Here is a 12336-nt window from a genome sequence, read left to right on the forward strand (position 1 = left end):
GCGGCATGAGGTTTGCCAATGAGCCAACCGTCCGTCGAGTGGGTAAAGTTCTCTCCATCAACTTCTTAACCCCTGACGGAGAGTCAACGATGCCTATCATCAACAGCCAAGTTAAACCGTTCAAAGCTGACGCATTCAAAAATGGCGACTTCGTAAAAGTCTCGGACGCTGACCTCAAAGGCAAGTGGTCGGTGGTGTTCTTCTACCCGGCCGACTTCACCTTCGTCTGCCCTACCGAGCTGGAAGACCTCGCTGACAACTACGAGGCGTTCCAGAAGCTGGGCGTCGAGATCTACAGCGTTTCCACCGACACCCATTTCGCCCACGCTGCCTGGCACAACACTTCGCCAGCTATCGGCAAGATCCAGTACACCATGATCGGCGACCCGACCCACGCCATCTCCCGCAACTTCGACGTACTGATCGAAGAAGCAGGCCTGGCTGACCGTGGCACCTTCGTGATCAACCCTGAAGGCCAGATCAAGATCGTTGAACTGAACGACGGCGGTGTTGGCCGTGACGCCAGCGAGTTGCTGCGCAAGATCAAGGCTGCCCAATACGTCGCCGCTCACCCAGGCCAGGTTTGCCCAGCCAAGTGGAAAGAAGGCGAGGCCACTCTGGCGCCGTCCCTGGACCTGGTTGGCAAGATCTAAGTCTGTGACGCGCTTCATCAGGGCGGACTTCCGCACCTTCTAAGCAAGCTGCACCGCCCAATAAAAACGCCCGGGCGAGATTCGCTCGGGCGTTTTTTTATGTCTTCGTCTCTTCACCAAACAGCATGGAAATCGCCCGTATGTTGGACGCCAATCTTAAAGCCCAGTTGAAATCGTACCTGGAACGGGTCACCCAGCCGATCGAGATCGTTGCCTCCCTCGACGACGGTGCGAAATCCCAGGAAATGCTCGCACTGCTCAAAGACGTTGCCAGTCTTTGCAGCCAGATTACCTTGCTCGATAACGGTGACGATGCACGCAAGCCATCGTTCTCGATCAACCGCCCCGGCGCGGATATCAGCCTGCGTTTCGCTGGCATCCCCATGGGCCATGAATTCACCTCCCTGGTGCTGGCCTTGCTGCAAGTCGGCGGCCACCCCTCCAAGGCCAGTGTCGAAGTGATCGAACAGATCCGTTCGCTCAAGGGCGAATTCAACTTCGAGACGTATTTCTCGCTGTCCTGCCAGAACTGCCCGGACGTGGTCCAGGCGTTGAACCTGATGGCAGTACTCAACCCCAATATTCGCCATGTCGCCATCGACGGCGCGCTGTTCCAGGCTGAAGTCGATGAGCGCCAGATCATGGCGGTACCGAGCATCTACCTCAACGGCGTGAACTTCGGCCAGGGCCGCATGGGCCTGGAAGAAATCCTCGGCAAAATCGACACCAGCGGCATCGAGCGTCAGGCCGAGAAGATCAGCGCCAAGGAAGCCTTTGACGTACTGGTGGTGGGTGGTGGCCCGGCCGGTGCTGCAGCGGCCATCTATGCCGCGCGCAAAGGCATTCGCACCGGTGTTGCTGCCGAACGCTTTGGTGGCCAGGTGCTGGATACCATGGCCATTGAAAACTTCATCTCCGTGCAGGAAACCGAAGGGCCGAAACTGGCGGTCGCGCTGGAAGAGCACGTCAAGCAGTACGACGTGGACATCATGAACCTGCAGCGCGCCGACAAACTGCTGCCGGGCAAAGACGGCGAGCTGCACGAAGTCCACTTCGCCAGCGGCGCGAAACTCAAAGCCAGGACGGTGATTGTGGCCACGGGTGCACGCTGGCGCGAAATGAACGTGCCCGGTGAGCAGGAATATCGCAACAAGGGCGTGGCCTACTGCCCGCACTGCGATGGCCCGTTGTTCAAAGGCAAGCGTGTGGCGGTGATCGGCGGCGGTAACTCTGGCGTCGAAGCGGCCATCGACCTGGCCGGTATCGTGGCCCATGTCACCCTGCTGGAGTTCGATGTGCAACTGCGTGCCGATGCGGTATTGCAGCGCAAGTTGCACAGCCTGCCGAACGTGACCGTGATCACCCATGCGCAAACCACTGAAGTGATGGGCGATGGGCAGAAGGTCAACGGCTTGCGCTACAAGGATCGCCAGAGTGACGAAGTGCGCAGCGTGGAACTGGAAGGGATCTTTGTGCAGATCGGACTGTTGCCCAACACCGATTGGCTCAAGGGCACCATCGAGCTGTCGCCGCGTGGCGAGATCATCGTCGATGCTCGTGGCGAGACATCGATACCGGGCGTGTTTGCGGCAGGCGATGTGACCACCGTGCCCTACAAGCAGATCGTGATCGCGGTGGGCGAGGGCGCCAAGGCTTCCCTCAGCGCATTCGACCACTTGATTCGCACCTCGGCCCCGGCGTAAACCGGGCGCTGAAAACACAAAACCCCATGAATGATCATGGGGTTTTTTTTTGCTGATCGTTACCACGCGGAGCTTGGGAACGATCAAGCCAGATTTTTTACAGTGGGGCTGGCTGGATGATTTCGACCCAGTACCCATCCGGGTCCTTGATAAATGCCAGGCTCTTCATGCGGCCATCGTTCAGGCGCTTCTGGAAATCGCAGCCCAGCGCTTCGAAGCGTTCGCACGCAGCCACGATGTCCGGCACCGAGATGCAGATGTGGCCGAATCCGCGCGGGTCGGTATTGCCGTTGTGATAGGCGAAGTCCGCATCGTTCTCGGTGCCGTGGTTATGGGTCAGTTCCAGAATGCCCGGAATCGACTTCATCCATTGCGTGCGCTCGGCGGCATCGGCCGGAATCTGACGCTTGTCGACCAGGGCGAGGAAGTACAGGCTGAATTCGGCTTCCGGAAAATCGCGTTTCTCCACCAGCGAGAAGCCGAGAACGCGCGTGTAGAAGTCCAGGGACTTGGTGATGTCCTTGACCCGCAACATGGTGTGGTTGAAGACAAATTTCTGGGTGGCGGTGTCAGGCTGTGCGGTCACGCCGGGGAAGGTGTTCAGATCTTGCAGGCTCATGGGCCCTCCGGAAATTAAATGGGGCTGCCGACAATGATACGCATGGCTTGCGACATCACCAAACCCAAAGCGTCTGCTATTGCCTGACCGCCGGCCGAAGATCAAACTTCAGGGCTAACTGGCTGAGTGTTGATGGCAATGATTCGATTGTGCAGGTCGTTGATTATCCTGAGTGGTGTGCTTTCTGTGTTGGCCCGGGCACACGCCGATGAGCCCGTCGTGACGTGGCCGCCGGGCTGGGAGGTCGAAGCCGTTGCCCAAGGCGAAGCCGGCTCTGGTGTCAGTCGCCAGCGCGCGGTCAAGAACGATGCGCAAGGCATGCCGTTGATGGTGATGGAATTGACCGTGAGCCGGGTGCAGGCCGGTCACCAGGTGAACCTGGAAGCTGTGTTGCTGGAGATGCGCAAATCAGTGCAGAAAGACTTTTTCCGGGGTGGTTATCAAAGTGTTTGCAACCGGATTCACGCGGCCACCTTGAGTCGCTTGCCGGCGCTGGAAACCACTTGCACCATCACGCAAAACGGCCGGCATGTGCTGTCTCAAACATTGGTTGCCGCGGTGGATGCCGATAAGGCCTACGTATTTTCCTACGCCGGGCAGGCCGAAGCTTATAAGGCCAGTCAGAATGAAATAGAGGCGGCTCGTAACGGCTTGAAACTTTAGTTGAGGCCTTCAATGGGCACCGATTTCATGTCTGTGCCGACAGCGTTAGATAGCCAAAAGGATTAAGCACAAAGTTGCCGGGAAAGTGCCGGTCAGCCTTGCCTTTAGATGCCATCAATGAAAAAAAAGCCCTGCAGGTGCAGGGCTTGGTTTTTCAGTGCGAGGGTTTAGCCGCGCAGCCAGGAGTCAACGGTAGCGGCACCGTATTGCTCCTTCCAGGCCTTCAGTCCACGGTGGTTGCCGCCCTTGGTTTCAATCAGCTCGCCGGTATGCGGGTTCTGATAAACCTTGACCACGCGGGCGCGGCGGGTCTTTGGAGCGGCCTGTTGCAGACCGGATTTTGCCGGGTTCGGGTCGAGGATGGCGATGATGTCGCGCAGGCTCTTGCCGTAGGTTTTCATCAGCCCCTGGAGCTTTTCTTCGAATTCGATTTCTTTCTTGAGCCCGGCATCGTTCTTCAGGGATTCAAGCTGCTTGAGCTGCTCTTGAAGGGCCTTTTCAGCTGCACGAAATTCAGCGAGTCTGGACAATATCTTTACTCCAATAGTGTGTTTGGCTGATACCAACCGCAAACAAAGCTATAAGCCAAGAGCCTTGAAGCGACTCGGGGATTAGATGGCTCACCTGCCAATCTGATGCAGGCATGAAAAATTGTAGTAGTTAATGGGTCAAGAGTAAATAATGACTTTTTGTTCATGTAACAAGAGTTGTACTTGATTCAAATGGAGGAGTGCGGTGTGTCGTTGAATTGCTGCTAAAGGCCACTAGTTAATCATCACTTAATGCATTAATGAATTCGGCGGCGGGCATCGGCCGACCAAACAGATAACCTTGCAGGTAGTTCACGTTGTGGGCCGCCAGGTAGTCACTTTGCTCCTGGGTTTCCACACCTTCGGCAACCATTGCCAGGTCGAGCTTGGCCGCCAGCTCGATGATGCTTTCCAGAATGTGGCTGGAGAGGGTATCGATGCCGATCATGGCGACGAAGCTCTGGTCGATTTTCAGGAAATCCACGTTGAACTGGCGCAGATAACCGAGGCTTGAGTGGCCGGTGCCGAAGTCGTCGATGGCGATCATCACGCCAAGCTCATGCAGTTGCTCGAACAGTTGAAAGGTGATGGCCGAGGGCTCGATCAGTTTGCGCTCGGTCAATTCCAGCACCAGGTGAATGGAGCCCGGGGCAAAGGCGGCGAGGAATTGCCGGCAATCCTCGACCAGCGCAAGATCCTGGCAATGATTGGCGGTAATATTGATGCCCACATGGAACGGCTCATCGAACGACGCCGACTTCGGTGCCAACAGCCTGGCGGTTTGTTGCATGATCGAGCGCGTCATCGGCACGATCAGCCCGCTGTGTTCGGCAAACGGAATGAACAGATCAGCGCTGACCAAACCTTCCTTGGGATGGTTCCAGCGCATCAGTACCTCGACCCCCGTGCATTTTTTGCTCAGCGCATGCACCACTGGCTGGAAGTACGGAACGAACTCCGCCGCGTCCAGTGCGCGCTGCATCTCAAGGGTTGGCGACGAGGAACGCTTCTGTATGACGTGCCCGATAAAACCGGCAATCACGCCGAAGAACAGCAACAAACTGAACAGTGGCGGATATTCACTGCTCATGTAGCGCCACACTTCGCCTTCGGGGAAACCGGCCGTTACGCTGAAGGGATAACGCGAAGATGCCAACGTGTTTTGTGCGACGGGGAACTCGGGTGGATCGCCTTCGTGAAAACTGCCGTCTGCGGACAACCAGTGCGGCCCGACTTGCAACAACAACAATGTCTGGTGCCCGATCAGGCGCAGGAGATTACTCAGGTGGTACCCGTCCAGCGTGCTCATGGCGCCCCGTTTACCGTCGCTGAGTCGATAAACCAACAACGCGGTGTCGGGCGTCACCGGGTTGCCCTTCATCAGCAACAACTGGCCGTTGGCAAAATCTCCGGAAGCCATTTTTTCGTGATAGTCACCGAACAGGGAACTGCAATAGACAGTGTCGTCCCATAGCAGGTTGGTCGAGCGCACGAATGGACGCCGTGTCACCTGCTCGCGCAACGCCAGGTTGACGTCAATGCAACTCTGGCCAGCCAACGGCAGCAACTCTCGCGCCGCCTGGGCGGTGTTGTCGAGCATCAGTTCGAATTGGCGCGTCGCTTCTTCGGCGGTGTGCTGGCTGCTGAGCCTGAGTACGCGTTCGGCCTGCATGTACAGAATGACGAAACCCAGCAGGATCGGCAGCAGTCCACTCAACAAGGTTACAGCGAGCTTGATGCCTCTGGGGTGGGCGTTGGTTTTCAGTGGCATTCGCGAAACCTGTATCGCTGGAGTGGGGCTCTCAACGCCTGGCGGGAAGTGATGCCTGCCATCGAGCGTTCAAGCAAGAGGCAGGATAGTTGGCCCTCGGCACTTGTGCCGAGGGATCATTCCGGGGGTGATTTTCTTGTGTAACAAAGCCCTTGCGCGCCATGGGGAAAAGGGGATTTGATACAGAAGGCGGACAAATTGATTTACGCTGTGTAGAATCAGGTTACGCATACAATAATAATCGTCTTCTGGCAGCAGAAGCCTCGCCCTCAGAGCCTTGGGTCGACAATGAAGATATTCGGGTTTCAATTGATCTACGGTGATTTCCTCGCCCGCAGCGTGCGGGGCATCTCCTGTGCGCCACCCACCGCTCTCAGCATTGCTAGCAACTAACGCTCGTTAATTTCAGCGGTTAATTCTTAAAGCATGATGAGGCGCCAACCATGGCAGATTTATACGAAAACCCAATGGGCCTGATGGGCTTCGAGTTCATCGAACTTGCATCGCCGACCCCCAATACCCTGGAGCCGATCTTCGAGATCATGGGCTTCACCAAGGTCGCGACCCATCGTTCCAAGGACGTGCACCTGTATCGCCAAGGCGCGATCAATCTGATCCTCAACAACGAACCCCACAGCGTCGCCTCGTATTTTGCCGCCGAGCACGGTCCATCGGTGTGCGGCATGGCGTTTCGCGTCAAGGATTCGCAAAAGGCCTACAAGCGTGCCCTGGAACTCGGCGCCCAGCCGATCCACATCGAGACTGGCCCGATGGAGCTGAACCTGCCGGCGATCAAGGGCATCGGCGGTGCGCCGCTGTACCTGATCGACCGTTTCGGTGAAGGCAGCTCGATCTACGACATCGACTTCGTGTTCCTCGACGGCGTTGACCGTCACCCGGTCGGGGCTGGCCTGAAGATCATCGATCACCTGACCCACAACGTGTACCGCGGTCGCATGGCCTACTGGGCGAACTTCTACGAGAAACTGTTCAACTTCCGCGAAATCCGCTACTTCGACATCAAGGGCGAATACACCGGCCTGACCTCCAAGGCCATGACCGCGCCAGACGGCATGATCCGCATTCCGCTGAACGAAGAATCGTCCAAGGGCGCCGGGCAGATCGAAGAATTCCTGATGCAGTTCAACGGCGAGGGCATCCAGCACGTGGCCTTCCTCAGCGATGACCTGATCAAGACCTGGGATCACCTGAAAAGCATCGGCATGCGCTTCATGACCGCGCCGCCGGACACCTACTACGAAATGCTCGAAGGCCGTCTGCCCAACCACGGGGAGCCGGTAGGCGAGTTGCAGGCGCGCGGCATTCTGCTGGACGGTTCGTCCGAGTCGGGCGACAAGCGCCTGCTGCTGCAGATCTTCTCGGAAACCCTGATGGGGCCGGTGTTCTTCGAATTCATCCAGCGCAAGGGTGATGACGGCTTCGGTGAAGGCAACTTCAAGGCGCTGTTCGAATCGATCGAGCGCGACCAGGTTCGTCGTGGTGTGTTGTCCACTGACTGATTGGTTGTAAAGATCAAAAGATCGCAGCCTGCGGCAGCTCCTACACGGTCCACCTGTAGGAGCTGCCGCAGGCTGCGATCTTTTACTTTCAAGGGCGGCGATGGCGCACCAGGTGCTTGAACCCTTCAAACACCAGCACCAGTACCGCCATCCAGATCGGAATATAGGTCAGCCATTCACCGGGCTTGATGCTTTCCCCCAGCAACAACGCCACGCCCAGCAACAGCACCGGCTCGACGTAGCTCAACAACCCGAACAGGCTGAACGGCAGCAAGCGACTGGCGATGATGTAGACAACCAGCGCCGACGCGCTGATCAAGCCCAGCAGGGGAATCAGCCAGGTCAATGCCGGGTGCTGCTCGAAGACCCCAAAGCCCTGCTCACCACTGCTCACGAACCAGAATGCGATCGGCAGCATCAGGGTCATGTCGACCCACAGTCCGCCGAGGTTGTCAGTCTTCAGCCATTTGCGCACCACGAAATACAGCGGATAACCCACGACCACCACCAAGGTCGCCCAGGAGAAGCCGCCGACCTGGTACAGCTCATTGACCACACCCAAGCTTGCAAAGAACACCGCGATCTTTTGCAAGTACGACAGGCGTTCACCGTAGGCGATGCGCCCTGTCAGCACCATGGCCAGCGGCAACAGGAAGTAGCCCAGCGACACATCGAGGCTGTAGCCGTTGAGTGGTGCCCACATGAACAGCCAAAGCTGGACGCCCAGCAGCGCCGCCGAGACGAACAGGATGCCGATCAATCTGGGTTGGGTGCTGAACCGACGCAACAAGTCGGCCACGCGCCGCCATTCTCCCGACACCAGCATGAACAGGGTCATGCACGGCACGGTCAACAGCATGCGCCAGCCGAAAATCTCCACACCGCTCAACGGCTTGAGCAGTGAAGTGTAGTAATACATGACGGCAAACAGCACCGAGGCTGAAACCGATAAAGCGATACCTTTTGACAAGCTGTCCTCGCGAGGTTGAACGTGAAACGGGGTGCGGAGGATACGTGGTTTTACTGTCGAATATTGTCCAATCGATCAATAAAGATCCCCTGTAGGAGCGAGCATGCTCCGGGCGGCGTTCCGACGATGAACGACTAGACACCGCGGGCATTCAGGCACCCCGCGTTATCGTTGACCACCATCGTCGGAACGCCGCCCGGAGCATGCTCGCTCCTACAGAGGGGTGTGTTCATTCAGTTACGCGTTTTACGGCCGGACACGAAATGGCTCACATCATTGAACCCCGGCGTCGATGCATGTCCCGGCGTAACCAACGAATCGATGAAGGCTTCATCCTCAATGCTGATCTTCACCGCCTGCGCCCTGGTGTAGGCATCCCACTGTTCTTCGGTGCGCGGGCCGACGATGGCCGAGGTCACGGCGCTGTTGTTCAGCACCCAGGCGATGGCGAACTCGACGATGCCCACGCCGCGTTCCTGGGTGTATCGCTGGATCTGCTGGGCGATGCGCAAGGACTCGACACGCCATTCGGTTTCCAGAATGCGTTTGTCGGCACGTCCCGCGCGGCTGTTGGCATCCGGCTTGACGTCCGGCGCGTACTTGCCGCTGAGCACGCCGCGGGCCAACGGACTGTAGGGCACCACACCCAGGCAATAATTCTGCGCGGCAGTGATCTGCTCGGTTTCGGCCTGGCGGTTGACGATGTTGTACAGTGGCTGGCTGATCACCGGCCGGTCGACACCGAGCTTGTCGGCCACGCGAATCACCTCGGCGATACGCCAGCCCCGGTAATTCGACAGGCCCCAATAGCGGATCTTGCCTTGGCGAATCAGGTCGCCAATGGCCGACACCGTGACCTCAAGCGGCGTGTTGTGGTCTTCGCGGTGCAGGTAATAAATATCGATATAGTCAGTGCCCAGGCGCGTAAGGCTGGCATCGATACCGTTGAAGATGTGCTTGCGGCTCAGGCCGCTGCGGTTCGGCACACCGTCCACCGGGCCAAAACCGACCTTGGTCGCCAGTACCCATTCGTGGCGGTTACCGGCAATCGCTTCGCCGACGATTTCTTCAGAACGGCCATTGGTGTAGACGTCGGCGGTGTCGATGAAATTGATGCCCTGGTCCCAGGCCTTGTCGATGATCCGCAGGGAATCTTCGGTGTTGGTCTGCTCGCCAAACATCATGGTGCCCAGGGTCAGGGTCGACACCTGCAGGCCCGAGTGACCCAGCGTGCGGTAGCTCATGAGGAAATCCTTTTGCCGGTGGGAAAGGCTCAATCAAATACCACAATGGCACAGCGGGGCAAAAGCTCTGTGACAGGCAAGTTCGCTTTATCATGATTTCTGGCGATGCAAAGGGTAACGTTGATCGACCTGTGAGTCTCGACCACCCCGTTTCAAGGAACCCCGTTATGTTCGAACTCGATCACGACCTGGCCCAGGACATCGTCGACCGGGCAATGGCCATCCTGCCTTACAACGTCAACGTCATGGACAGCCAGGGCCTGATCCTCGGCAGTGGCGAGCCGGAGCGGGTCAACACCCGGCATGAAGGCGCGCAACTGGTGTTGGCCAACAGCCGCGTGGTGGAGATCGACGCACAGACCGCGATCCACCTCAAGGGCGTGCAGCCGGGCATCAACCTGCCGTTGATGCTCGACCAGCGCTTGATCGGCGTGCTGGGCATCACCGGCGATCCCGAACAATTGCGCACTTACGCGCAGCTTGTGCGCATGACCGCCGAGATGCTGGTGGGCCAGCGCAACCAACAGGCCGAGAAACAGTGGCGCAGCCAGCGTTGCGATGACCTGCTGGCCTTGCTGCTCAGTGATGGCGGCCACTCGCCGCGCTTGATCGACGAAGCGCAACAGCTTGGGCTTAAACCGCAATTGACGCGGGTGCCTTACCTGTTCGAACTGGGCCAGGAGCAGGGGCCGGGGCACTCCGTCGAAGCGCTCAGTGCCTGGCTGACCAGTCGTTACCCGGACAGTTGGTGCGTGAGTTCGGCCAAGTCTTCGTTGCTGTGGTGCCGACCGACGAACCAGGCCGTCGACAACGAGCGATTGCTGGAAAAACTCGACGGCCTGGGCTGGAACATCCTGCGCATGGCCGTGGGCGGGCAGGCGGATGGGCTGACAGGATTGTGCCGCGGCTATCGTCGGGTCGGCGACTTGCTGGCCTATGGGCGCGAGGTGTTGCCTCAATCCCGTTTGCTGACGCTTAACCGCTATCGGCTACCGGTGTTGCTGTGGCGCCATCGCAACGACGATGCACTGGACGAGCTGCTCGACCCGTTGCGTAAAGTCATTGCCAGGGACAACAACGGCCAGTTACTGGCGACCCTGCGCAGTTGGTGCGAACACGATGGCCAGAGCCAGGCCTGCGCCGATGCGCTGGGCATCCATCGCAACAGCCTGCGTTACCGGATGGAGCGGATTGCAGAACTCAGTGGCGTTGATCCGTTGCGCCTGGACGGCATGCTCGCCCTTTACCTGGGCGTACAGCTGCTCTGCGAAACCGCCCCAACTCCCTGACCAAGACCCGCCCCCCTGTAGGAGCTGCCGCAGGCTGCGATCTTTTGACTTTGCTTTTCAAGGTCAAGATCAAAAGATCGCAGCCTGCGGCAGCTCCTACATGGAAAGTATAAGATTTGTGGGAATGAACAATAATCCTCGATGCCCGTTGTGCAGCGGCCCGGCGTTATTGTTCATGCCGGCTGGCAGCATGGATAGCATTGGAACTGGAGAATCCCCATGAAAATCGTCATCGCCCCCGACTCGTTCAAGGACAGCCTCAGCGCTCAAGGCGTGGCCGACGCCATTGCCCTCGGTCTGGCAGAGGTGTGGCCCGATGCGCAATTGATCAAATGCCCGATGGCCGACGGCGGGGAAGGGACGGTCGAGTCGGTGCTTGCCGCGTGTGCTGGCGAGCTGCGTCGCACGACGGTTCGCGGGCCGCTCGGCGTAGCCGTCGATGCTGCCTGGGGCTGGTTGCCCCACAGCCACACGGCGATCATCGAAATGGCCGAAGCCAGTGGTTTGCAGCTGGTTCCGGTCGATCGCCGCGATGCCTGCATCAGCAGCACTTTCGGCACCGGTGAATTGATTCGCGCTGCCCTCGATGCCGGGGCCCAGCGCATCATTCTGGCCATCGGCGGCAGCGCGACCAATGACGCCGGCGCAGGGGCGATGCAAGCCTTGGGTGTGAAGTTGCTGGACACGCAGGGGCAAATCCTCGCTCCGGGCGGCTTGGCACTGGCACGGCTGGCCCGCATCGATATGAGCGATATCGACCCTCGCCTGGCCGAGGTGCGCTTCGACATCGCCGCCGACGTGAACAATCCATTGTGCGGGGCTCACGGCGCGTCGGCCATTTTCGGCCCGCAAAAAGGCGCGACGCCTGCGCAGGTCAAACAACTGGATCTTGCCCTTGGGCACTTTGCCGATCACTGCGCAAGCGCCTTGAACAAAGACGTGCGCGATGAGCCTGGCAGCGGCGCAGCAGGCGGCCTGGGGTTTGCCGCCAAGGCGTTCCTGGGGGCGCAGTTCAAAGCCGGGGTGGAAGTGGTCGCCGAGCTGGTGGGGCTGGCCGATGCGGTTGCCGGTGCTGATCTGGTGATCACTGGCGAAGGCCGCTTCGATGCACAGACATTGCGCGGCAAGACGCCCTTTGGCGTGGCGCGCATTGCTCGTGATCGCGGTGTTCCGGTCATCGTCATTGCCGGCACGTTGGGCGAGGGCTATCAAGCCTTGTATGCCCATGGGATCGACGCCGCGTTTGCCCTGACGAGCGGACCGATGACATTGGCGCAGGCGTGCAGCGAAGCGCCGCGTCTGTTGCGTGAGCGGGCGGGTGATGTGGCGCGGGTTTGGCGGACGGCAACGACGTCTTTATCGTCCTGACCGACT

At 58.8% G+C, this 12336-nt stretch carries 11 protein-coding genes; 6 read left to right on the forward strand and 5 right to left on the reverse strand.

The genetic code is table 11. The features are described from left to right. The first annotated feature begins 89 nt into the window (after window positions 1–89). Window positions 90–653 carry an alkyl hydroperoxide reductase subunit C gene (gene ahpC / locus QLG10_RS01735; protein WP_110747742.1) on the forward strand — a complete coding sequence of 188 codons (564 nt, stop codon included), beginning with the start codon at window positions 90–92 and terminating at the stop codon, window positions 651–653. Window positions 654–793: 140 nt separating this feature from the next. Next, window positions 794–2356: an alkyl hydroperoxide reductase subunit F gene (gene ahpF / locus QLG10_RS01740; protein WP_282485311.1), complete on the forward strand. Its 1563-nt coding sequence runs from the start codon at window positions 794–796 to the stop codon at window positions 2354–2356. 97 nt (window positions 2357–2453) lie between these two features. Here ahpF and gloA read toward each other — a convergent pair whose 3' ends face one another. Continuing rightward, window positions 2454–2975 (reverse strand): lactoylglutathione lyase, encoded by a 522-nt coding sequence (gene gloA / locus QLG10_RS01745; RefSeq protein ID WP_020797214.1) that lies wholly within the window; start codon window positions 2973–2975, stop codon window positions 2454–2456. A 138-nt stretch (window positions 2976–3113) separates the two neighbouring features. Between gloA and QLG10_RS01750 the strand changes: the two genes are divergently transcribed. Then, window positions 3114–3638, forward strand: a complete 525-nt coding sequence (locus tag QLG10_RS01750; protein WP_110747860.1) for a DUF4946 domain-containing protein — start codon at window positions 3114–3116, stop codon at window positions 3636–3638. Between the two features lie 167 nt (window positions 3639–3805). Here QLG10_RS01750 and QLG10_RS01755 read toward each other — a convergent pair whose 3' ends face one another. Together QLG10_RS01755 and QLG10_RS01760 are read right to left on the reverse strand one after the other, a co-directional pair. Continuing rightward, window positions 3806–4168, reverse strand: a complete 363-nt coding sequence (locus tag QLG10_RS01755) for a histone-like nucleoid-structuring protein, MvaT/MvaU family (protein WP_008065377.1) — start codon at window positions 4166–4168, stop codon at window positions 3806–3808. Window positions 4169–4406: 238 nt separating this feature from the next. Beyond that, a complete protein-coding gene (locus QLG10_RS01760) occupies window positions 4407–5939 on the reverse strand; it encodes an EAL domain-containing protein (protein WP_110747736.1) in 1533 nt (510 codons plus the stop codon). Between the two features lie 443 nt (window positions 5940–6382). On the opposite strand from QLG10_RS01760, the gene hppD reads away from it, so the two are divergent. Beyond that, window positions 6383–7459: a 4-hydroxyphenylpyruvate dioxygenase gene (gene hppD, locus QLG10_RS01765; RefSeq protein WP_110747733.1), complete on the forward strand. Its 1077-nt coding sequence runs from the start codon at window positions 6383–6385 to the stop codon at window positions 7457–7459. 88 nt (window positions 7460–7547) lie between these two features. Here the strand turns inward: hppD and rarD are convergent, their stop codons facing one another. Continuing rightward, on the reverse strand, window positions 7548–8429 hold the full coding sequence (gene rarD, locus QLG10_RS01770) for an EamA family transporter RarD (protein WP_110747730.1): 882 nt from the start codon (window positions 8427–8429) through the stop codon (window positions 7548–7550). Between the two features lie 233 nt (window positions 8430–8662). Then, window positions 8663–9673 (reverse strand): aldo/keto reductase, encoded by a 1011-nt coding sequence (locus QLG10_RS01775; protein WP_282485312.1) that lies wholly within the window; start codon window positions 9671–9673, stop codon window positions 8663–8665. A gap of 167 nt (window positions 9674–9840) precedes the next feature. Between QLG10_RS01775 and QLG10_RS01780 the strand changes: the two genes are divergently transcribed. Together QLG10_RS01780 and QLG10_RS01785 are read left to right on the forward strand one after the other, a co-directional pair. Further along, the gene (locus QLG10_RS01780) at window positions 9841–10962 is read left to right on the forward strand and encodes a sugar diacid recognition domain-containing protein (protein ID WP_110747723.1); all 1122 of its coding nucleotides are present in this window, start codon (window positions 9841–9843) and stop codon (window positions 10960–10962) included. A 219-nt stretch (window positions 10963–11181) separates the two neighbouring features. Further along, a complete protein-coding gene (locus QLG10_RS01785) occupies window positions 11182–12330 on the forward strand; it encodes a glycerate kinase (RefSeq protein ID WP_282485313.1) in 1149 nt (382 codons plus the stop codon). Window positions 12331–12336: the final 6 nt, after the last annotated feature.

The sequence above is a fragment of the Pseudomonas sp. V98_8 genome, assembly GCF_029967975.1.
Taxonomy (GTDB): domain Bacteria; phylum Pseudomonadota; class Gammaproteobacteria; order Pseudomonadales; family Pseudomonadaceae; genus Aquipseudomonas; species Aquipseudomonas umsongensis.